Origin of the sequence: Flammeovirga pectinis, assembly GCF_003970675.1 — a bacterium.
GTDB lineage: Bacteria > Bacteroidota > Bacteroidia > Cytophagales > Flammeovirgaceae > Flammeovirga > Flammeovirga pectinis.
The window spans coordinates 84,912-107,142 of record NZ_CP034562.1 but is presented as its reverse complement, the minus strand read 5'-3'; the positions used below and the strand labels follow the sequence as shown (position 1 = coordinate 107,142).

Genomic DNA, 22,231 nt, shown 5'->3' with positions numbered 1-22,231 from the left:
ATTATTGTATTTGAGTAAGTTCTAATGGCATCTTTTGGATTGAGTAAGCCTTTTCAAAGAAAGTCTTTAAAAGAGTATACTCATTCGTATTAAAAACCAGTTTGTTTAACTCAAAATCAATAAGAAAAGTAAGCATATTATTATTTTTAACTATTTGATATCTAAACTTACCACCTTTGTTAGGCAACACCATTTGCTGTGGTTTTGGTAAATCCACTACATCAAATCCTTCAGGTAATTCAACCTGAAATGTATATTTTCTATCTATACTATATGGAAGTTCTACAGGGTAAAGTCTTTTTTCTTGAGTAAATGGATTTTCACTCAAGCTTATTAAAAACATAGGATTAAAAATAAATTTATCACCCACCTTTTCAATAACATTTTCTACCTCAAAATTATATTTCTCAATAGCTTTTTCGTACTTATTAGAAGCTCCTTCTTTTTCATAATCAGAGATAGAAAGTCCTATAACATCTTCTTCTAGAGAAGTTAAGTACTCGTCCTCTTCGTCACTATTCACTTCATCCCTCCAATCAATAGCTGCATAACCTTTATAAGTAACCTGCTTATTACCTTCAATACCTAAATCAGGATTTATTTTCATCTTCATTCGAATACTAATATCATCCTTTGCTGTTGGGTTAATAGCCATAAACTGTCCATTAATATGATCGTTGTTAGACATTAAAACACCTTGATAATTTAATGCTCTTTCAGGGAGTACACCAAAAGGAGTAGATTTAGAAGTTGCATCTAAAATCACCTTATCCCCATCAATAGAAGATACAGCCATTACATAGATCAATTGTGATTTTTCAGCAGACCCTCTAACAATTTTACCATATTTTCTAGTGCTACCATACAAAGGTGTAGTAGTTACTCCTACTTTGTTCAAAGCCCCAATTAGTAATAAATTAACATCAACTACATTCCCTTTTTTATCTATATAGCTCTTTCTTAAAGAACTACTTTTGTACCTTCCATAGCTACCATCCCATGTCATACGTGATTGAATTAATGTATAAACTAAAATGGCACGTTCTTTTTTATCTTCTGTTTTAGCCATTATAGCTTCTAATTCATCTTTCATAAAGCCGACGCCAATAGAAGAGTTACCGTTATAAACTGACCTACGGATATCATCTAAAACTGCTGGCCAAGATGTTGTATGAGGTTTCATTCCATAATTTGAAGACTTAAGCTCAATCTTTAATTTTGCCAAGTAATCATATGGAGATGTTATTAATGGCTCTGACTTAAATGCTGGGATATTTTCAGCTCTCCATCTTCTCACGTTTACCGTCATAGTCTGTTGCTCAGAATCTATTCTTATTTGTTGAGAAGAAACTTCTGATTTTAATTCTGGCATTTGATAATATCTAGAATTAATCACTTTATAATCAAAGTAATCTAAAGTTCTCATTACAAAACTACTTACAAGAACAGGAATATCTTTTTGAGCAATCCAACTATCAGGAGAATATACATAACTTGATGTCAAAAGGTAAGAGTATTCTATTATTGAGCCCACTTTCACATTAGGTAAATGTATTTTTTTATTGGTTCGTTCTTCTGTTACTTTTTCTACATGAACCATACTTGGTTTGAACTTTTCCTTTACAACTTTACCGTTAACTAGGTTATATACAGCTCCTTTAATAGAACTAATAGATTCTCCATCTCCACTAGATTCGTAAGTTGAAAGCACAATATTTGCTTGATCTAACCCCTCTTTCTTTAATATTTTTATACGTACATGTTTTTTAAGTTTATAAACAAGTCCGTTTCCCCCTATATCAAACGACATATCTCCAAATTCTCCAATTATAAGAGCATTGGCAGAAGTATCTGCATCATAGGTTGTCATTTTAAGATTCTCTGTAGCAATCTTCCCAAAGTTTAATTTTTTAGGAAGTGTTTGTGCGTAAGAATGCCCACTTATTACAAAGAATAAGAGCATTAATAATAGTCTGCTTTTTGTATTCATGATTTAGTTATTTTTAGTTTTTCTTCGTTTGCTATTAATTTTCTTTTTTCTGAACTAATTCTATTGGTATTGTTTGTAAAGAAAAAGCTTTTTCATAAAATAATTTTAAATTTGAATATTCTTCAGGTAGAAATACTAATTGATTTAATTCAAAATCAACCATATAAATTAACTTATTCTCGTATTTACTTACTTGAAATTTAAACCTACCTCCATTATTAGGTAACATTACCTGTATAGAAGAAGGAATGTTTACTACATCATAATTTTGGGGTAATTCTATTTGAAAAATATACCTTCGGTCAATACCATAAGGAAATTCTACAGGATACATTCTTTGTTCTTGAATAAAGGGATTTTCTGCCACATCTATCAAATTTAGTGGATTGAAAAATATCTTAGAACCTACTTTTTCGATAGCATTTTCTCTCTCCATGACATATTCTTCAATATGAAGATCTTCTATATCTTTTTTAGAATAATCTGAAATTGATAACCCTATCACTTTTTCTTCTAAAGAAGTTATATACTCTTCTTCTGAAATTTCATCACAATACTCTCTAAAATTAACCCTTGCATAACCTTTGTAAGTAATGCTTTTTTCACCTTTTATGCTAAGATCATTATTTATCTCAACCTTCATTCTTATATTTAAATCATCTTTACCTTGAGGAATTACTTCCATAAATTGTCCATTAACATGCTTATTACTAGACATCAAAACACCTTGATAATTCAAAGCTCTTTGCGGAATTAATTCAAATGAGGTAAATTCAGAAGTTGCATCTAAAACAACTTTTTCTCCATCTATTGAAGCAACTGCTGTTCCATAAATTAATTGTGATACATCTGGAATACTCTGAATTAGTTTTCCTCTTCCTCTAATATTACCATACATTAATACAGCAGAAACACCTACTTGGTTTAATGCATCAACAAGAAATAAATTTACATCAATTACATTTCCAGATCTTTTATTATAAATTTCTTTTGGTGCTGCACTTCTTAATGAAGAATATTCTCCATTCCATTTAATCCTTGATCGAACTAACTCAAAAACAAGTTTTGCTTTTACCAATTTATCTTCAGACTGATTTCGTATAAGTTCGAGCTTATCCTTTAAAAATTTTAATTTATTTTCACCTACTCCCTTATAAGCTAATTTATATTTCTCTTCTAAAATTGAAGACCAAGAGTTGGCATAGTCGAACATACCGTTAGAAGAACTGCTAATATTTATTTTAAGCTTTGCTTTTAATTCCTCTTCTGAGGAAATGAATGGTTCTAATACATAGGACGGTACATTTTCAGCTCTCCATCTTCTAATTAATAAGGATAATTCTGTCTTTTCATGATAAATCTTTTGATTTGGACGCCCTATCTTGCTTGTTCTCACAATCGTTGAATAGGACCTTTGTTGATTCATTACTTCTGATGGAAATTCATAAACAGTAAGATACCTTGGCGTTATTACATTAAACCTTAAAGATTGAGGCATTTTGAAGGTAAAATCACTAACCAAGCATGGAATATCATGTTGAATGTTCCAATCATGTGGATTTCCCAAAAAATAAGAATTAAGAACATAAGAATATTCAATTACGGATCCTACTTTAACATTGGGAAGAAATATTTTTTCTAACAAAACATCATCACTATTCTTTTCTTCAATAATTTCTTTTGATTTAAATTTGGAAGTCACAATCTCCCCATTCTCTAAATTATAAACCCTACCTTCAAAAGATGATATTGATTCCCTAAAACCATTTATATCATATGTTTTTAAAATAACGTTTCCATATTTCAATCCTCCATTTTTAAGGACTTTAATTCTTATATGCTTTTTTAAACGATACATTGATGCTGTAGCGTCAGAATCAAAAGCCATTTCACCATAATCACCTACAATAAATGCAATAGCAGATGTATCTTGAGTAAAAGATTTAAGTTCCAGCATTTCCTTTGAAGGAGGGGTACCAAAATCAATTTTACTACCTGAAGAAACTGTATGTGTTTCTTCCTGGCAATAAGAAAAGGAACTTAAACTTAAAAAAAATAAGAGAAATATATTTTTTTGAAAAATCATTTTTAGTCGTTTGCTTATTTTGATAATTGAAGAACTTCTAATAGTTATAGTTTAGTCTTTCTAAATATCAATATATATATTATTACTCACAATATTATATATCACTTTATGATAAATATTCAGTTCTAAAACATAAAAAAAGCCTTAAGCATAAATAAAATATACTCAAGACTAATAAATTATTTTTCAAAAAAATCGATTTAAGGAAACTTTGGGAAATCTGAAAAGTCTCTTTTTCTTTTTTCTAGAAATGCATTTCTTCCTTCAACAGCTTCGTCTGTACCGTAAGCTAATCGAGTTGCCTCTCCTGCATACACTTGTTGTCCAACTAATCCGTCATCAATTAAATTGAAACCAAATTTCAGCATTTTAATAGCTGTTGGACTTTTAGTCATAATTTCTTGCGACCAATCATAAGCTACTTGCTCTAGTTCTTCATGAGGGACCACTTTATTTACCATACCCATTTCAAAAGCTTCTTGAGCAGAATATTCTGCACCTAAAAAGAAGATTTCTCTTGCTCTCTTTTGCCCAACTTGACGTGCTAAATAAGCAGATCCAAAACCACCATCAAAACTAGCTACGTCAGCATCAGTTTGCTTAAATTTACCATGTTCTTTACTTGCAATTGTTAGATCGCAGACAACATGTAAACTATGGCCACCGCCAACTGCCCAACCTGGAACTACAGCAATAACTACTTTGTTCATAAATCTAATCTGACGTTGAACATCAAGAATATTAAATCTATTAATTCCATTAGCTCCTTTATACCCTGTAGTAGATCTTACACGTTGATCTCCGCCAGAGCAAAAAGCCCAACCTCCATCTTTTTCAGATGGACCTTCTCCAGTAATTAATACTACACCTATCTCTTGACTTTCATGGCAAATAATTAACGCTTCCCATAATTCATCAACTGTTTTTGGTGTGAATGCATTACGACATTCCGGTCTATTAAATGCGATTCTTGCAACACCATTCAGCGTTTTGAAGGTTATTTCCTCGTATTCTTTTTCTGTTTTCCAATCAAGATTTGCCATTGCTCTATTTTTGTTTTTTACGTCTTACAAATGTAAGCACTATCAAATTAATTTCAAGTTATCAATTTTTATTTAGGATGTTCGATTCTATATAAAAATTGACATTTGAAATTAACCTTCTACTTCTATACCAATGGCAACAAATCTGGTTCTAAAAATTCTTGTCTTGCTTTTTCTGAAGTGAAAATATTAAAACTATAATGGGTATTTATTAATTGCTTAAATTCCTTATTCATTTGAGGGAACTCTCTAATAAAATTACCAAAATTAGTAGACTTTGATTTTTGTATAAAATGATTTACCATTCTAACAGCAACGATAGTTAAAGTTTTATGGTATTTATCTGAAGCGCCAACAATTTTCACATAATTCTGTAATTGTTTTTGAATTTCATACTCAGCTCGTTCTAAATCAAATGTTGTTATATATAACCAAGCTAACCTTAAGTGTGCTTCATGATTAAATAATGCAGGATCTAATGATCCATTTCTAAACTGATCAATAAATATATCATCAGTTAATTGAGTATGATTTAGTTTATTTCCCATCTTGTAATTGATTTTGAATATTATTTAAATAACGATCTACTGCTTTAATGCAATATCCTTCTTCAATGAACATTTTCACTAAAGGAATACCTTTTTCATATAACCCTGCATTATGCTCAACCCATTTGATAATTGATGAATTTTCGGTAGTACCCTTTACACAAAAAATATCAATCCTTTGAATTTCAAAATCATCCCATATTACAAGGTATTGGATATGCCCCTTTTCTGGATTGTATTGTGTAACAGTTAATGTTACATCCATTTCGTCATACTTCGAGTATAACATTAACCCTTTTAACGTTCCTTCTTCTCCTTTCTTCAATTCAATTGGATCCCAATTTTCATAGAGTAATTTACGTCCTTTAGGTTCAAGCAATGGAAACACTTTAGCCACAGCATACGGTATTGTATCTTTATGAACTACTTTATACCCAACAGTTGGAAAAGTTGATACTATTTCTGAAACTGTGTCTTTTTCATCTTGAGAAGAGTAAGCATTTTCATGGTAATGTGCATGATTACATGCTGTAAACAAGCACATTGAGAGAATTAATATTTGTACTATTTTCATACTACAAAGTAACTATGTAGTAGTTTAATTCTCATCTACATTTGTTGATAAATTGCCTTCTTGCTCTACTTAATTGAGTGGGTGTTATACCAAGATAGTTAGCAATATAATAGTGGGGTATTCTATTTAATAAGCTTGGATATTCATTTAAAAAGAGCTCATATTTTTCTACTGAATTTAAATTAAGTAAAGATACTAGCCTTGCCTGTAACTGATTATTAAGCTTCTGAAACTGAGTAGTAATAATAGTTGTAATTTCTATATTCTTATTTACGTTTTCCATTACTTCTGTATAATCTGCCACCGATATTTTACTATCTTCCAAAGCTTCTACAGTCATTACTGCATTCGTTTTAGGAATAAAGCTACCTATTACCATATCTTTTTCTTGATAAAAATGAGTAGTGATTTCATTACCATCATTATCATATACAAAACCTCTTAAAACTCCTTTCTCTAACATACCAATCTCTACACAAGGTCTTCCATTTTGAAGAAAGAAATCACCTTTTTTAAAATGTTTTATGGTATGAATAGACTCACTTATTTTATCTTCATTCATGTAGTTTATTAAAAAACATACAACGCTAATCTCTTTTTAATAGAACATAGAATTACTATCCACTTCATTTATTTTAAGAAGTTTCTTATTCCATAACTTGCTAAAACACCTTCTCCTGTAGCCGCAGCTACCTGCGCAATAGCACCCTCTCTACAATCTCCTGCTGCAAAAATTCCATTAACAGAAGTTTCTGCTAAACCTGTTGTTTTTATAAATCCTCTTTCATCTAAATCAATGAGTTCTTTAAAAGGAGATGTATTTGGTATTAACCCGATAAAAATAAAAACTCCATCTGCAGAAATTAATTCTTCTTTATTAGAATCATTATCTCTAACCTTTAAAGATTGGAAGGTTTCATTCTCACTAGCAATAAATTCTATTGGTGTCTTATTTAGATAGGTAGAAATATTATCTATAGCCTCTAACTTCTCTACGTAAGTTTTTGATGCTGAAAATTCACTTGAACGATGAACTATTTTAACTGATTTACAAAAACCTGCTAAAAATATTCCTTCTTCTAAAGCAGAGTTTCCTCCTCCAACTACAATAATATCTTTATCTCTATAAAATGCCCCATCGCAAGTAGCACAAAAGTGAATACCTGAGCCTACTAATTCTTTCTCATTAGGAATACCTAATAGTCGGTATGTTGAACCTGTAGATAAGACAACAGTTTTGCTAAGAAAAGTAGTACTCTTTGTTTCTACATTAAACAAACCTTCTTTTTTCAGAATAGAAACTACTTCTTCACCAGTTTTAATCTCTGCTCCGTAAGTTTTTGCCTGTTCTTCCATTTTATCCATTAAAGCCGGACCTGAAATAGAATTAAAGCCTGGATAGTTTTCTATTTTCTCTGTTAAGAAAGCATTCCCTCCTATATTTTTCTTTTCTAAAATAAGTGAATTAAAACGATCTCTTTGTGCATAAATAGATGTTGTTAAACCTGCAGCTCCTCCACCAATTATAATTGTATCAAAGACTTTATGCTCTTTTTCTACATTAATAGATAATAGTTCTGTGAGACTAACATTATCTGGGTTTGTATACGCAACACCTTCAATTAATACTGTAGGAATAATCCTTTTACCCTTATTGATTTCTTCTACTTTAGCTGTTGCCCATTCATTTTCATCAACATCAATAAATTCAAAATTAATTGAATTGTCTTTCAAAAAGTTTTTTGCTCTTCTACAGTCAGGGCACCAATCTGCTCCAAATAGTTGAACCCTGCCTACTTCATTAATTCCTAGAACTGCAGATAATTCAACATTAGAAGGGTTTGTAAATGATTTTCCACTAATAATAGCTGTCGGAATTATTCTTTTACCATTATTAATCTGTTCTACTTTTAAAGTCGCTTCTTTATCTAAATCTACATCTATGAAAGTGTAGTCGATATTGTTATCATTTAAGAATGCTTTTGCTCTTCGGCAGTCTGGGCACCAATCTGCACCGTACAATAGTATATTATTCATTTTTTTAATGTCTATGGGTTTTAAATTTTTATTTGATTATCTAAAAGGAAGTAGTATTTCTATTATAAGTTCATATTATTCAAGTTCAATTACAAATATCTGACTACGAGTTTATTTAAATAGCCCTTATGATTGAAATAAGGAGTAGTAAAAAATATACTTTTATCTACTTTTCAAGTCCTATATTTTTAGAATCAAAATAATAACAATTAACTTCATATTAAAGACAGGATTGAGACATTTATTGTAAGTGTTAATGTCCTAATTTCTGTCTTAATTCTTAGATAGAAGCAAATGAAAAAAACCGTTATTATCGGAGCTACACCGAACCCTTCTAGATATGCATTTTTTGCTGCTGAAAGGTTGACACAAAAAGGACATGAAATTGTTCCATTAGGTATAAAAAAAGGATCTGTTGCTGGTATTCCTATCATCAATGATAAGCCTCAAATAGTTGATGTTGATACTGTAACGATGTATGTTGGTCCTCAAAAACAAAATGAATGGATAGATTACATTATATCTCTTAAACCAAAAAGAATAATATTTAATCCAGGTACAGAGAATCCTATTTTTTATCAGAAAGCAGCAGCGGCAGGAATATTTACAGAAGAAGCCTGTACTTTGGTAATGCTTTCTTCTCAAACATATTAGTATATGCTTAAAATTGCATATCACGAATGTTATGGTCACCCTGTCGAAGAAGGGCACCGGTTTCCTATGGATAAATATCCTTTATTGGTAGAGCAACTTATTTATGAAGGAACCATTTCTGATAAAAACCTTTTTAAACCAACACCTGTTAATCCTGAATTTGTTCTAACAACACATACTGAAGAGTATTGGAAAAAGCTAATAGAACAAACCTTAACCTATCATGAAGCTAGAAAAATAGGTTTACCAATGTCTGAAGATCTTATTTTAAGAGAACTGATAATAACACAGGGTACGGTGGATTGTACTGAATTTGCACTTCAATATGGAGTAGCAATGAATATTGCAGGAGGTACACATCATGCTTACACAGACCATGGAGAAGGTTTTTGTATACTCAATGATTTTGGGGTAGCTGCAAATTATCTTATTAATCAAAAAGCGTTTTCACGAATTCTTATTATCGATTTAGACGTACATCAAGGCAATGGAACAGCAGAAATATTTAAAAACAATCAGAAGGTCTTTACATTTAGCATGCACGGGGCAAATAATTATCCTATGCATAAAGAAAAATCAGACCTAGATATTGCTTTAAATGATAATACTTCTGATTCAGAATATTTGAGTGTATTAAATAAACATATTGATGAATTATTCTCATCTATTGAACCTGAATTTGTGTTTTACTTATCAGGAGTGGATATATTAAAAACTGATAAATTGGGTAAACTTGGTTTAAGTATTCAAGGATGTAAAGAAAGAGACGAGATCGTTTTTAAGAAATGCTCCTCTTCTAACATCCCTGTAGTTGTTAGTATGGGTGGTGGATACTCAAAATCATTAAGATTTATTATCGAAGCACATGCTAATACATTCCGAGTTGCTAATAATATTTATTTCTAACACTACAATGACGAATATTATTATGATTATTAAATAGAAAATCAGAATATTACAGAAGAATTGGAAAATCGCTCTTTTTTGTGCGTATTTGCCATTTCTAATTAATTTTTATAAATCTTTTAAATTAAGCCTTCTTGATCATTATCATATAATAGTTAGATTAACAAATTATTAAATTAATAATAATCAGCTTTTATTAGTAATGAATTAAGTTACTTTGCAACTTCAAAAATTATAATTCTTTTTTGAATTTGTAGTATTTTCTTAAGATATGGAATTTGGAATATTTCAGTTACTAGAACTTATAGGTTCACTTGGTCTTTTCATCTACGGGATGAAAGTAATGAGTGAGGGTATTCAGAATGTTGCGGGTGATAAGATGAGAGGAATCCTCTCTGCCATGACATCGAATAAGTTCGCAGGAGTTTTTACAGGCTTCTTGATAACTACAATCATACAATCTTCTTCGGCTACTACTGTAATGGTAGTAAGTTTTGTAAATGCAGGATTGTTAAACTTAACACAATCTATTGGTGTTATTATGGGTGCCAATGTTGGTACTACTGTAACAGCTTGGATTATCTCTATTTTAGGGTTTAAGGTAAAAATGGCAAAATTAGCCATGCCGATTATTGCAGTAGCCTTCCCTATGATGTTTTCAAATTCCAAGAAAACAAAAGATTGGGGAAATACTTTAATTGGATTTGCAATCTTATTTATTGGTCTAGAAGCATTAAAAAATTCTGTCCCAACATTAAGTCATGATCAATTATCTTTCTTAGAATCTTTCAAGCACTTGGGAATTTTTGCTCCTGCAGCTTTTGTAGTTGTAGGTACATTAATTACAATCATAGTACAATCGTCTAGTGCTGCAATGGCACTTACATTAGTACTTTGTAACCAAGGAGTTATTCCTTTTGATATTGCAGCAGCAATGGTACTGGGAGAAAACATTGGTACTACTATTACGGCTAACCTTGCTGCAATGGTTGGTAATACTAACGCCAAACGTTCTGCAAGGGCTCACTTAATATTTAATGTAACTGGTGTGGTTTGGATGTTATTAATCTATCCATTCTTCTTAGATGCCGTTAAATACTATGTTGCAAACTACACAGACTTAGGTGCTACAATTGGTCCTGACGGTGCGATTACTTTAGAAGCAACGGCGGTTCCTATCGCCTTATCAATATTCCATACCTCTTTCAATATTATCAATACATCAGTAATGATTTTCTTTATTGGTACTATTAGAGATATTGTAATTAAAATGGTTCCAGAAAAAGAAGATCAAGATGATTACAGTCTTGAATTCATATCTGATGGTAGACCAATAGCAAACGAAGCCGGTGTAGAACAGGCTAAGAATGAAGTAAAACGTTTTTCTAAGATAATTGCAAAACAGATTAATACTTCAAGAAATTTATTTAATACAAGTGTTGAGAATAAAAAGGAAAGAAAGCAATACATTGCTAAACTCCGAAAAGTAGAAGAAAATACAGATAGAATGGAGCAAGAGGTAAGTATTTTCTTATCTAAGATTGCTAGAGACCAACTACTTTCTTCTTCTCAAATAGATGAGGTAAATAACTTAATGAGAGCTGCTCACGAAGTAGAACGCATTGGAGATATTTACAAAGGAATCACATTTACTATTGAAAAACGTTACGACGAAAAAATCTGGCTTACTAAAGAGCAACAAAACGATTTAGATGAGTTCTTAGACGTTGTTGAAAACGCTTTCAATATAATGATGAAAAACATTGAGTCTGATAATATTGATCTAGAAGCAGCTAATATTGCTGAAAAAGCAGTAAACCAGAAACGTAAAGAGTTGCGTAGAAAACACCTTGAACGTTCTGATAGTGATGATGCTTCTACAGGTACAATGTTAGCTTACAACGATTTGCTTTCATCTTTAGAAAGAATTGGAGATCACATTCTGAATATCTCAGAAGCCTTTGCAGGTGTGGTTGACTAAAAAATATAAATAACTGAAATTAAGCCTCTTCTACTACTAGTTGAGGCTTTTTTTTAGTGATTTAACGCTTTTGATATTTCAATACGGCGAATATTGTGTATGTTTGCCATCTTAATAGTAATTGTTTAGAAAATATTTTTCAAAATAGAAGTATATTGAGCTGTTTTCTAAATTAAATTTAACACCTTATTTTCGCAGCAATGGACCAAAATACACTGCTAGATTTCGAGAAACCAATCGCTGAACTCGAAGCGAAACTTGAAGACATGAGAGATCTTGCATCTAAAAACAATGTTGATGTAAGTACAGCTATAAAAGAACTTGAGGAGAAAATTACTCAGTTGAAAGTAAGTACTTTTGAAAACCTAACACGTTGGCAAAGAGTACAACTGTCTCGTCATGCAGATAGACCATATACTTTAGATTATATCTATCAGATTACAGATGACTTTATCGAACTTCACGGTGATAGAGCATTTGGAGATGATAAAGCAATGGTTGGTGGTTTCGGTAATATTGGAGGCAAATCATTTATGCTGATTGGCCAACAGAAAGGTAGAAATACAAAGCAACGTCAAATGCGTAACTTTGGTATGGCTAACCCTGAAGGTTACAGAAAAGCACTACGCTTAATGCACTTAGCTGAAAAATTCAGAAAGCCTGTCATTACTTTTATTGATACACCGGGTGCATTCCCAGGTATTGAAGCAGAAGAAAGAGGACAAGCAGAAGCTATTGCAAAGAACTTGAAAGAAATGTTCAAGTTAACTGTTCCTGTTATTTGTATCGTTATTGGTGAAGGAGCATCAGGTGGAGCACTTGGAATTGCTATCGGTGATTCTGTTATGATGCTTGAAAACACTTGGTATTCTGTAATTTCACCAGAATCTTGTTCTTCAATCTTATGGAGAAGCTGGGATTACAAAGAACAAGCAGCAGAAGCACTTAAGTTAACAGCAAAAGATATGAAATCTTTTGGGTTAATTGACAAAATTATTCCTGAACCACTTGGAGGTGCACATACAAACCCTCAAGAAATGTTCAAGATAATGAAAGAAACTATTCTTTCTGAAGTAGCTGAATTAGAAGCTTTAGATACCCTTACTTTAAAAAATAGAAGAATTGATAAATTCTCTAATATGGGTGTTTTTAATGAGTAATATTTTACTCTGATATATATTAAGGCATGTAATCTACATTTAGATTACATGCCTTTTTTATAACTTCAATTTTAATTGTACTACTAAATCATGTTTGTAACGTGATGGTACTGTATTCCATCCAGAACTAATTGTAGCCCTATCTTCAAAAGAAGTATATCCCCATCTCCATGATATACTATTCCCATACCCAAATTTGTACTTCGCTAGTAAGTAGGTTTTCCAACCTACTCCATAATAAGCAGGAAAAGAAAACGAATACTGAACATTTCTTTCATAAGCATAATGTCTATTTTCGTAATTAGAAGCATTAAATATTGCTACTCTAGACGATAATTGTAACTTATTATTAAACTTGTAAACCATATCTTGGGCGAGTAAATATCCCCACGAATCATTTTCTAACAAATACTTTGTCACTTGTAAACGTGGACTTATTAGTAAACGCTCATTGATTGTTAATTTTAAAATACTCGTAAATTTAGTCCATTGCTCTTCCACATAACTATTCACCTTATTGTACTTTGGCATTAGCTGATAATTCCCAACTTGTTTAAAACGATACTTTAAAGTTAAAGCTGTATTCTTATCAAAGTTATACGTTGAACTTACTCTTAATTCATAACCTTCATTACCCGCATCTTGTCTGTATTTAGCTGTTGGTGATGAAAATAGATCTATATATGCAGATAAATCAAACTGTTTACTCTTGTGCCATCTAAAACCTGTATAAAAACCTCTTTCGTTATTTGGGTGGCCATTTTCTGATAATGCATGACCGTAATAACTTATATAAGTTGATGCATAGTTTCTAAACTGAACTACCCAATCAATACCCTTAGCTAAACCTATAAAAGCTCCTATGTTGAATGCATTCCCTTTAGAATACGAAAATGCGAATTCACTAAAAACACTTATATTTCGCCAATGGTATCTCGTATCAAAACTATAATTTATTAATTTATCACCTCTAAATAATGATAATGAGTCTGTTCTTATAGCAGGTGTAATTTTCTCATCAAAATTTATGAAACCTATATTAACTCCAACATTTAAATTATGATTATTATATGCAACCCTTGACCCTAAAACAGTAACTCGACCTCCTCCTTTCTTTTCTATTTCATTATCATTTCTAAAATTTGTTAGTGTAGAAAAGCGCTTCAAACTATCAACTTGGTTTATATTTATCTCTTTATTAGAATATAAAAGAGTAACCTTTATTACTTTGTTCAATTCTATCTCAGAAGCTACCCCCCTCATAAAACCACTTTCCGAAACAGATGTATAAGGACGGATTCCATCATTTACACGAGCTACATTTAAAATAGGGTCACCTCCTTTCCCTAAAAAATATCCACCTCCAAACACCAAACCTTGACCAGACATCATTTGAAAATCACCAATCATTATTTTTTTAAAAACACCCCTATTATATAGAGAGGCATTAGCCGAAATATGATCAATTCCATACTGCATATTTTTAGGTTTCCACTGCCATGGCTCCCCTTTATCTTGATCAAGAGTTAAGGAAAATGAGTAATCTTGTTTTTTAGCCCATCTAAACCTTGTCTGAAAGCCAACTGGAATCCCTTTATAAATCGATTGTGAAAACCCTTTACTTAATGGCAAACTAGTAGAACTGTTTACTATCAAATAATTAATATCAGGATGTAGTAACCTTTCTTTAAATGGTTTTAATGTTGATTGTTCTACAAAAGTCCCGGCTTTCACTCTTTTAATAGTGGCAAGGTCCCAACCATCAATTCGTTTTAACTCACTAGTGCTACTAAAATAGTTATACTGATCCTTATATTCTTTAAATCCTTTTACTTCTAAATATGTCAATCCAAAATGCTCTTGTAATTCCCATAGTTTTATCTTATTCAAGTTTTTAGGATGATTAAAAAGGGATAACCAATAATCAATTTCCTCTTTAGAAAAATCATCTAATTCTTGATCTTCAAAAACTAAGTTCAATAGTTCTAAATCAGTAACTGATTTACTTTGTGCAAGCATTCCATTTCTTAAAAAAAATACTGCTACTACTAATAAAAAACACCTCATTTTCTTTTCGTAATTGTATATTCCAAAGAAAATTGATGAGACCAACCAAAAATATCATCAGTAGCAAAAGCATAATCAAATGACCAATATTTATATAAAACTGTTGTTCCTAAATAAATATCTACAGGAAATAAAGTTGTACCTCCTCTTATAATAATTGATTTATGTAAAGAATATTCTAAGCCAATTTTATAACTTAAATCGTGGTATTTTAATTTATTAATCTCTGTAACAAAACGTAGTTCATCATCAATCTTATATTCAAATCCTAAAGCATATAAAGAAGATATATCTGCTCCAAATTCTCCTACTTCATAATTATTCTGACCTATATTTTTAAGATTTAAACCTATTGAAAAATAATCTGATAAGTGAGCTACTAAATGATAGTGTACTAATAGTGCTGAAAGATGATTTAAATAATTCCCTCCAACTTGTCTCCAAGATGTTCCTAATCCCATTTCAACAATACCAATTTGATGTGCTATACCAACACTAATATCTTGTTCAGACAAAACAGCATCTCCAAAACGTAAAAAGGATGTTGAAAGAACAAAATGTTTAAAAGGAAAGACTGCTGCTACTCCTTTTGTTGAAAGTGATAATTCTTGAAAAGAATAATTATGCCCAATAGCAATACTTGGGTTGTCTAATTGGCTTGTTCTACCAATTGCATTTACAGAAGACCATGTATCAACGGTAAACATAGACGCATTTCCCATGCCCATAGAAGATGCTCCAAAAGAAAATAAAGTTCCTGTAGAATAAGGATCTTGTGCTTGTACATTAGAAAATAGCAATAGACATAAGGCTAAAAAACAGCACCTTGCTTTAAAAAAAATCATAGTTTGAATCGAGAAGAAATCGTTAGTTAATAATTAGTGATAATTTTTTCGTTAAGCATTATCAACTCTAATCTACTGATTTAAGCTTGAATAACATAAGGTTGAAACAATATTTAAGTACTTTGAAAAGTATAAATCACTAAAAGAATTGAAATATGAGCAGTTTACCATTCATAAATTATATATATTTATAATTATGATGGTATTGCCTATAATACCATCAATTGCTCGAAAAGTATAAAAACGATTTCTTTTTACAGTTCATGAAGAAAGACAATAGAAATATATTCAAACCATTTTTATTCACCTTATTGTTAGTAGTATATAGTTTTACCAGCTATGCAAATTATATACTTGTACCAATGGATAAAACACAAACAAATCACCTAAAAGCATATGGTATTACCTATTGGGTTTTACAAAAAGAGGTAGAAGCAGAATGGTTATTAAATTATAGAGGTGGGAGTTTTCTCTTTAAATATGCCCAAAGTTTCGAAAACGAAATGGTAGTAAGAGGAGTAAGCTATGAAGTTATTTCTGATGCTCAAGTTGTTCAGATAAAAAGAGAAATTGAACACCCAGAAGCAAACATGGATATTATGCGTTTGGATGTACCTCCAAAAATAGCCGTTTATTCTCCACCTGCTAAAATGCCTTGGGATGATGCTGTAACTTTAGTTTTAACCTATGCTGAAATTCCATATGATGTTGTTTTTGATGATGAAGTAATTGCAGAACTTTTACCAAAATATGATTGGTTACACTTGCATCATGAAGATTTCACTGGTCAATATGGTAAGTTCTTTAGGGCATACGGTAGACAAAAGTGGTACATTGATAATCAGAAAAAATTTGAGGCCTCTGCTAAAAAACATGGTTTTAATAAAGTATCTGAATTGAAATTAGCTGTTGCTAAAAAAATCAAAGAGTTTACTGCTGGTGGAGGTTTTCTATTTGCAATGTGTTCTGCAACTGACACCTATGATATTGCATTGTCTGCAGATGGGGTAGATATTTGTGATTTTATGTATGATGGAGACCCTGCTGACCCTAGTGCTCAATCAAAACTTGATTACAGCCAGACATTTGCTTTCAAGGATTTTAAACTTTACATGGATCCTTATAAATATGAGTACTCTAATATCGATAATCAATATTACGAAAGAGGCTTAACGGAAGGAAATGATTATTTTAAACTTTTCTCATTTTCTGCAAAATGGGATCCTATCCCTACAATGTTATCTCAGAACCATGAACAAAATATCAAAGGTTTCATGGGGCAAACAACTGCATTTAAAAAGCAGTTAGTAAAATCTGATGTAATTGTACTTGGAGAAACAAGTGAAGCAAATGAAGTAAGGTATATTCATGGCTCTTATGGCAAAGGAACATGGACATTCTATGGAGGACATGATCCAGAAGATTATCAGCATTTAGTAGGTGAAGAGCCTACTGATTTAAACCTTCATCCAAACTCTCCTGGTTATAGATTAATTTTAAATAATATTCTATTTCCTGCAGCTAAAAAGAAAAAGCAAAAGACCTGATCAAAATATGTATTTTTCGACTACAGATTTTTTGACACTACTCTACTTTCTTTTCTGCATTCCTCAATTACTTTTTTGGGGAATAATTGTCCCTCTAAACTTGTGGAAAAAGCAAACAAAAGTTGAATCTTTTAAAAAACCTGTCAGTGTAATAATTGCAGCAAGAAATGAAGAAAATTCACTTCCTAAACTCTTAGAAGTTTTAGTAAATCAAGATTATCATAATTTTGAAATTATTGTTGTCAATGATAGATCTTCTGATAATACCGAAAGAATTATTGATAGTTATACTTTAAAATATTCATTTATAAAAAAAGTAAACATTGATAAGCCTATAGAAAATCATAGCCCTAAGAAGTATGCTTTAACCAAAGGAATTCTTTTTTCAAAAAACGAATATCTATTATTTACAGATGCAGATTGTTTTCCTTCCTCTACTTCTTGGATTAGAGAGATGTCAAATCAGTTTATATCATCTGATTTAATATTAGGAGTAGGCTTATATACCTGTAATGATAAAAGTAAAGTAGAAGTTTTTACACAGTTTGAAACACTTCACACGGCTTTACTTTACACATCCTTATCAAATTTAGGTATTAACTATATGGGGGTAGGTAGAAACATTGCTTATACAAAACAACTCTGGAAATCTGTAAATGGGTTCGAACAACATAAAACCATTTTAAGCGGAGATGACGACCTCTTTGTAAATCAAATTGCAAAAAAAGAGCATACAATAAGTTATTTCTCAAAAAAAGCGATAACTTACTCTAAGCCTCCAATTACTTGGAAAGAGTGGTTTAGGCAAAAAACGAGACATTTAAGTGCCGGATATCATTATAAAATTTCAAATAAATTGATATTAGGTACACTTAGCACTTCTCACATAGCAGTATATTTTATATATTTACTATTGTTACCACATGAGGTAACAAATTTATTACACCTCTCAATACTATTCTTGGTACGTATAATGTTTTTAATTATATGTTTCAAAAAGTTTTCTGCTGTTTTAGGAGAAAAGTTTAAGTGGTGGAAAGTACCGATTTTGGACATTATGCTAATTGCATATCAAATTATAATTGGAGTATCCTCTGTGATCTCAAAGCGAAAAACATGGATTTAGACAGACAGTTTTCCCAAAAAGCGCTTGAAGATTTTGACTTAATAGACGAAGCGATTGAAGGTAACGAACAAGCTTACGCAAAGCTTATGGGACGTTATCGTAAATCTGTATATCATACAATTTTAAAAATGGTTAGAAATGTAGATGATGCAGAAGACTTAACAATCGAGGCCTTCGCTAAAGCCTTCAAAAATCTATCAAAATTTAAAAAAGATTACACATTTAGTACGTGGTTATTTAGAATTGCGTCTAATAATGCAATCGATTTTATTAGAAAGAAAAAATTAGAGACTTACTCTATTGATGCCGAAATCACTAATAAAGATGGCGACACAATGAGTATGAATATTCAAGATTCTGGCTTAACACCTCATGAAGAGGCTATTAAAGCACAGAAAATTGAGATTGTACATGAATTTGTTCGTTTACTTCCTCCTAAATACCAACGACTAGTTAAACTCAGGTATTTTGAAGAAAAATCGTACGATGAAATTGCAACTGAACTTGAAGCTCCTTTAGGTACAATAAAAGCTCAATTACACAGAGCTAGAGAATTGCTCTATGATTTAGCAAAAAATAGTAAAAACGTACTTTAAAAGACGAACAGAGAACAGCATTGACGTATTAAAACGCAATGCTGTTTTTTTTATAACACATTGTGTTATTTTTGTATAAATCAGATTTAATAATAATATATTAAAAATAGATTTTCTACATTTACATTGTAGTCTATTAGAGGTCATCATTTTGGCTTCAGCGGTTATTCAAACAAACCAACTATCACAACATGAAATTAGCAATAGTAGGCGCCACAGGTCTTGTAGGCGAACAAATTCTAAAAGTATTAGATGAAAGAAATTTTCACTTTGATGAATTATTATTAGTTGCATCTCCAAGATCAGCAGGTAAAAAATTCTCTTACAAAGGGAAAGAATACACAGTAGTTACAGCAGAACAAGCAATTGAAGAAAAACCAGATATTGCTATTTTCTCTGCAGGTGGTGGTACTTCATTAGAATACGCTCCTAAATTTGCAGAAGCTGGTAGTACAGTAATTGACAATTCATCTGCTTGGAGAATGGATCCTTCTAAAAAATTGATCGTTCCTGAAGTAAATGCGAAATCACTTACAAAAGAAGATAAAATTATTGCAAACCCTAACTGCTCTACAATTCAAATGATTGTAGCAATTGGTCCTTTGCATGAAAAATATACAATTAAAAGAATCGTTGTTTCTACTTACCAATCAGTTACTGGTTCTGGTAAAGCTGCAGTTGATCAATTATTTGATGAAAGAGCAGGTAAAGAAGCAAATATGGTTTACCCTCATCAAATTGATTTAAACGTTCTTCCTCATATCGATGTATTCCAAGATAATGGATATACAAAAGAAGAAATGAAGATGATTAACGAAACTAAGAAAATTTTAGAGGACGATACTGTTAAAGTAACTGCTACAACTGTACGTATTCCTACGGTAGGTGGTCACTCGGAATCAGTAAATATTGAATTTGAAAAAGAATTTGATGAAGATGAATTACGTCAGATCTTAGCAGATTCTGAAGGAATTATTGTACAAGATGATCCTTTAAACAATGTTTATCCTATGCCTCTTACTTCTCACAATAGAGATGAGACTTTTGTAGGTCGTATTCGTCGTGATGAAACTCAAGATAAAACAGTAAACATGTGGATTGTTGCAGATAACTTACGTAAAGGTGCTGCTACAAATACAGTTCAAATTGCTGAATATTTAGTATCAAGCGGTTTAGTATAGGTATATCCTATTAATTAATAGATTTTCAAAAAGACTGAAGTAGTACAACTGTATTACTTCAGTCTTTTTTGTTAAAGAAAGTTGAGGAGTTTTAAAAAGACATATAACAACTTCTCATTTCTATCAAATTAACTACTGTTTGTCAATCATCTAACGATTCTTTTGTAGTTTCACGATTCTGTAATAATAAAATTGCTACACCAAGTTTTAATCTATAAATAATTTCAAAATTGGAACAGAATATAAAAAAAGGTAATCCTTTTGCTTTGATACCTCTATTAACTTTTCTAGTAAGTTATTTAGCTGTCTCAATCATTACTGGAGATTTTTATAAAATGCCTGCGACAGTTGCTTTTCTTTTAGCATCAATTGTTGCAATTTCTATGAATACAAAAGTATCTGTTATAGAAAAAATCAATATTTATGCTAAAGGTATGGGGCATCCTGATATTATGATGATGACCTTAATATTTCTACTCGCTGGAGCTTTTGGTAAAGTGAGTAATACAATGGGTGCTATAGATTCTACCGTAAATCTTGGTTTAACCTTTTTACCTAGTAATATTCTTATTGCAGGTTTATTTGTTATCTCTTGTTTTATTTCTATTTCGGTTGGTACATCAGTAGGAACTATTGTGGCCATTGCTCCAATTGCAGTTAATATTGCAGAAAAAACAGGTATGCCAGTAGGAATAGGTCTAGGAGCTGTTATAGGTGGCTCTATGTTTGGTGATAACTTATCTATGATTTCTGACACTACAATTGCAGCAGCACGTACTCAAGGAGCTGAAATGAAAGATAAGTTTAGAGCTAATATTAGAATTGCCCTCCCTGCAGCATTAATAACAATAGCTATCTATTTAATAACAACTAGTGGAATCTCACTTGATTTATCTGGTACTTATGAATATTCTTTTATTAAAGTAGTGCCTTATATTGTTGTTTTAATTGCTGCTCTTGTGGGATTAAATGTTTTTATTGTTTTAATAGTAGGTACACTTCTTTCTGGTGTAATTGGAATATACTTAGGAAGCTTTGATATATGGGGATTTATTGCAGCTACATCAGACGGTTTTTTGAGTATGGCTGACACTATAATATTATGCCTTATGATTGGTGGCGTTGTTGCTCTTACTCATTTTAATGGAGGTATTGATTATGTAATATATGCAATCACGAAACGTATAAAGAACGAAAGAGGTGGGGAATTAGGAATTGCTCTACTAATTATTTTTATAGATATGTGTACTGCAAATAATACTATCGCAATTATTATTGGTGGGCCAATAGCAAAAGAAATAAGTACTAAATATAAAATAGAACCTAAAAGAGCTGCTAGTATACTTGATACGTTCTCTTGTTTTACACAAGGTCTAATTCCATATGGTGCTCAAATTTTAGTAGCTGTTGGAGTTGCTGAGGTAATTACACCTTTAGGAATAATGCAATATTTATATTATCCTTTTATTTTAGGAATTTGTGCAGTTGCTTATATTTTCTTAATGAAAAGAGAAAAGGTTGTAAGTCAATAAAGTAATCTTCACCTTGTAAGTTCCATTTAATAAATTTTCGATTTTCTCAGTTCCAGCTCCCCTATAAAAGTATTTTTCTCCATTGAAAACTACTTCAACAGGGTTTAAATAATTATCACTTTTAAGGATATTCCATTTAAATACAATGGTTCCTACAGAAATATTATTTGAAGGACTTCTAATTATTGTACTATCGTTTGCATTAACTTGGGTAGTTTCATCAAAAAAGTTTATTAATACACTTGTAAAGAAGAAACATAATACTCCAAAGACGAGTTTTTGTATTAGGTTCATTAATTGTTGGTAAAGAATCGTTATTATTTATACTTTTCATATAAATACAGAAACTAAGCCAATC

General features: G+C 31.2%; 19 protein-coding genes. 9 read left to right on the top strand and 10 right to left on the bottom strand.

Annotation, left to right across the window (positions count from 1 at the left end; translation table 11 throughout):
- Nucleotide 1: 1 nt before the first annotated feature.
- The 7 genes from EI427_RS00480 to EI427_RS00450 all read right to left on the bottom strand — a co-directional run bounded on the left by EI427_RS00480 (nucleotide 2) and on the right by EI427_RS00450 (nucleotide 8,278).
- Nucleotides 2-1,990, bottom strand: a complete 1,989-nt coding sequence (locus EI427_RS00480; protein WP_126610679.1) for a DUF3858 domain-containing protein — start codon at nucleotides 1,988-1,990, stop codon at nucleotides 2-4.
- 34 nt (nucleotides 1,991-2,024) lie between these two features.
- Nucleotides 2,025-3,947: a DUF3857 domain-containing protein gene (locus EI427_RS00475; RefSeq protein WP_170178351.1), complete on the bottom strand. Its 1,923-nt coding sequence runs from the start codon at nucleotides 3,945-3,947 to the stop codon at nucleotides 2,025-2,027.
- A 329-nt stretch (nucleotides 3,948-4,276) separates the two neighbouring features.
- Nucleotides 4,277-5,119, bottom strand: a complete 843-nt coding sequence (locus tag EI427_RS00470) for a 1,4-dihydroxy-2-naphthoyl-CoA synthase (protein WP_126610677.1) — start codon at nucleotides 5,117-5,119, stop codon at nucleotides 4,277-4,279.
- A gap of 125 nt (nucleotides 5,120-5,244) precedes the next feature.
- The gene (locus tag EI427_RS00465) at nucleotides 5,245-5,667 is read right to left on the bottom strand and encodes a hypothetical protein (protein WP_126610676.1); all 423 of its coding nucleotides are present in this window, start codon (nucleotides 5,665-5,667) and stop codon (nucleotides 5,245-5,247) included.
- Complete coding sequence (locus tag EI427_RS00460) at nucleotides 5,657-6,241, bottom strand: hypothetical protein (RefSeq protein ID WP_126610675.1); 585 nt, start codon at nucleotides 6,239-6,241, stop codon at nucleotides 5,657-5,659. The genes EI427_RS00465 and EI427_RS00460 overlap by 11 nt, the downstream gene beginning before the upstream one ends.
- Before the next feature lie 31 nt (nucleotides 6,242-6,272).
- Entirely contained in the window at nucleotides 6,273-6,803 is a 531-nt protein-coding gene (locus EI427_RS00455; protein WP_126610674.1) for a Crp/Fnr family transcriptional regulator, read from the bottom strand.
- 68 nt (nucleotides 6,804-6,871) lie between these two features.
- The gene (locus EI427_RS00450) at nucleotides 6,872-8,278 is read right to left on the bottom strand and encodes an FAD-dependent oxidoreductase (protein ID WP_126610673.1); all 1,407 of its coding nucleotides are present in this window, start codon (nucleotides 8,276-8,278) and stop codon (nucleotides 6,872-6,874) included.
- 294 nt (nucleotides 8,279-8,572) lie between these two features.
- Between EI427_RS00450 and EI427_RS00445 the strand changes: the two genes are divergently transcribed.
- The 4 genes from EI427_RS00445 (at nucleotide 8,573) to EI427_RS00430 (ending at nucleotide 12,979) form a co-directional block, all read left to right on the top strand.
- Nucleotides 8,573-8,932, top strand: coding sequence for a CoA-binding protein (locus EI427_RS00445; RefSeq protein ID WP_126610672.1), 360 nt, complete (start codon nucleotides 8,573-8,575; stop codon nucleotides 8,930-8,932).
- A gap of 3 nt (nucleotides 8,933-8,935) precedes the next feature.
- A complete protein-coding gene (locus EI427_RS00440; protein WP_126610671.1) occupies nucleotides 8,936-9,838 on the top strand; it encodes a histone deacetylase family protein in 903 nt (300 codons plus the stop codon).
- Between the two features lie 271 nt (nucleotides 9,839-10,109).
- Nucleotides 10,110-11,819, top strand: a complete 1,710-nt coding sequence (locus EI427_RS00435; protein ID WP_126610670.1) for a Na/Pi cotransporter family protein — start codon at nucleotides 10,110-10,112, stop codon at nucleotides 11,817-11,819.
- A gap of 200 nt (nucleotides 11,820-12,019) precedes the next feature.
- Nucleotides 12,020-12,979 carry an acetyl-CoA carboxylase carboxyltransferase subunit alpha gene (locus EI427_RS00430; RefSeq protein WP_126610669.1) on the top strand — a complete coding sequence of 320 codons (960 nt, stop codon included), beginning with the start codon at nucleotides 12,020-12,022 and terminating at the stop codon, nucleotides 12,977-12,979.
- Nucleotides 12,980-13,036: 57 nt separating this feature from the next.
- Here the strand turns inward: EI427_RS00430 and EI427_RS00425 are convergent, their stop codons facing one another.
- Complete coding sequence (locus EI427_RS00425) at nucleotides 13,037-15,046, bottom strand: hypothetical protein (RefSeq protein WP_126610668.1); 2,010 nt, start codon at nucleotides 15,044-15,046, stop codon at nucleotides 13,037-13,039.
- On the bottom strand, nucleotides 15,043-15,891 hold the full coding sequence (locus tag EI427_RS00420) for a hypothetical protein (protein WP_126610667.1): 849 nt from the start codon (nucleotides 15,889-15,891) through the stop codon (nucleotides 15,043-15,045). The genes EI427_RS00425 and EI427_RS00420 overlap by 4 nt, the downstream gene beginning before the upstream one ends.
- A 263-nt stretch (nucleotides 15,892-16,154) precedes the next feature.
- Here EI427_RS00420 and EI427_RS00415 point away from each other — a divergent pair, with 263 nt between their 5' ends.
- From EI427_RS00415 to EI427_RS00395, 5 genes are all read left to right on the top strand, one after another.
- Nucleotides 16,155-17,438 (top strand): asparagine synthetase B, encoded by a 1,284-nt coding sequence (locus EI427_RS00415; RefSeq protein WP_126610666.1) that lies wholly within the window; start codon nucleotides 16,155-16,157, stop codon nucleotides 17,436-17,438.
- Nucleotides 17,439-17,445: 7 nt separating this feature from the next.
- Nucleotides 17,446-18,564 (top strand): glycosyltransferase, encoded by a 1,119-nt coding sequence (locus tag EI427_RS00410; RefSeq protein WP_126610665.1) that lies wholly within the window; start codon nucleotides 17,446-17,448, stop codon nucleotides 18,562-18,564.
- Nucleotides 18,555-19,160, top strand: coding sequence for a sigma-70 family RNA polymerase sigma factor (locus tag EI427_RS00405; protein ID WP_126610664.1), 606 nt, complete (start codon nucleotides 18,555-18,557; stop codon nucleotides 19,158-19,160). Before EI427_RS00410 ends, EI427_RS00405 begins: the two co-directional genes overlap by 10 nt.
- A gap of 191 nt (nucleotides 19,161-19,351) precedes the next feature.
- A complete protein-coding gene (locus EI427_RS00400) occupies nucleotides 19,352-20,341 on the top strand; it encodes an aspartate-semialdehyde dehydrogenase (protein ID WP_126610663.1) in 990 nt (329 codons plus the stop codon).
- 230 nt (nucleotides 20,342-20,571) lie between these two features.
- Nucleotides 20,572-21,873 carry a Na+/H+ antiporter NhaC family protein gene (locus EI427_RS00395; RefSeq protein WP_126610662.1) on the top strand — a complete coding sequence of 434 codons (1,302 nt, stop codon included), beginning with the start codon at nucleotides 20,572-20,574 and terminating at the stop codon, nucleotides 21,871-21,873.
- Here the strand turns inward: EI427_RS00395 and EI427_RS00390 are convergent.
- A complete protein-coding gene (locus EI427_RS00390) occupies nucleotides 21,841-22,167 on the bottom strand; it encodes a hypothetical protein (protein WP_126610661.1) in 327 nt (108 codons plus the stop codon). The two genes, EI427_RS00395 and EI427_RS00390, sit on opposite strands and share 33 nt — an antisense overlap.
- Nucleotides 22,168-22,231 lie beyond the last annotated feature (64 nt).

Excerpts from the sequence above, each read along its gene's own strand:
- EI427_RS00425 (WP_126610668.1), bottom strand. The coding sequence starts at position 15,046 with ATGAGGTGTTTTTTATTAGTAGTAGCAGTATTTTTTTTAAGAAATGGA.
- EI427_RS00435 (WP_126610670.1), top strand. The coding sequence starts at position 10,110 with ATGGAATTTGGAATATTTCAGTTACTAGAACTTATAGGTTCACTTGGT.
- EI427_RS00445 (WP_126610672.1), top strand. The coding sequence starts at position 8,573 with ATGAAAAAAACCGTTATTATCGGAGCTACACCGAACCCTTCTAGATAT.
- EI427_RS00460 (WP_126610675.1), bottom strand. The coding sequence starts at position 6,241 with ATGAAAATAGTACAAATATTAATTCTCTCAATGTGCTTGTTTACAGCA.
- EI427_RS00430 (WP_126610669.1), top strand. The coding sequence starts at position 12,020 with ATGGACCAAAATACACTGCTAGATTTCGAGAAACCAATCGCTGAACTC.
- EI427_RS00450 (WP_126610673.1), bottom strand. The coding sequence starts at position 8,278 with ATGAATAATATACTATTGTACGGTGCAGATTGGTGCCCAGACTGCCGA.
- EI427_RS00480 (WP_126610679.1), bottom strand. The coding sequence starts at position 1,990 with ATGAATACAAAAAGCAGACTATTATTAATGCTCTTATTCTTTGTAATA.
- EI427_RS00420 (WP_126610667.1), bottom strand. The coding sequence starts at position 15,891 with ATGATTTTTTTTAAAGCAAGGTGCTGTTTTTTAGCCTTATGTCTATTG.
- EI427_RS00390 (WP_126610661.1), bottom strand. The coding sequence starts at position 22,167 with ATGAACCTAATACAAAAACTCGTCTTTGGAGTATTATGTTTCTTCTTT.
- EI427_RS00475 (WP_170178351.1), bottom strand. The coding sequence starts at position 3,947 with ATGCTGGAACTTAAATCTTTTACTCAAGATACATCTGCTATTGCATTT.
- EI427_RS00405 (WP_126610664.1), top strand. The coding sequence starts at position 18,555 with ATGGATTTAGACAGACAGTTTTCCCAAAAAGCGCTTGAAGATTTTGAC.
- EI427_RS00440 (WP_126610671.1), top strand. The coding sequence starts at position 8,936 with ATGCTTAAAATTGCATATCACGAATGTTATGGTCACCCTGTCGAAGAA.
- EI427_RS00465 (WP_126610676.1), bottom strand. The coding sequence starts at position 5,667 with ATGGGAAATAAACTAAATCATACTCAATTAACTGATGATATATTTATT.
- EI427_RS00410 (WP_126610665.1), top strand. The coding sequence starts at position 17,446 with ATGTATTTTTCGACTACAGATTTTTTGACACTACTCTACTTTCTTTTC.
- EI427_RS00455 (WP_126610674.1), bottom strand. The coding sequence starts at position 6,803 with ATGAATGAAGATAAAATAAGTGAGTCTATTCATACCATAAAACATTTT.
- EI427_RS00400 (WP_126610663.1), top strand. The coding sequence starts at position 19,352 with ATGAAATTAGCAATAGTAGGCGCCACAGGTCTTGTAGGCGAACAAATT.
- EI427_RS00415 (WP_126610666.1), top strand. The coding sequence starts at position 16,155 with ATGAAGAAAGACAATAGAAATATATTCAAACCATTTTTATTCACCTTA.
- EI427_RS00470 (WP_126610677.1), bottom strand. The coding sequence starts at position 5,119 with ATGGCAAATCTTGATTGGAAAACAGAAAAAGAATACGAGGAAATAACC.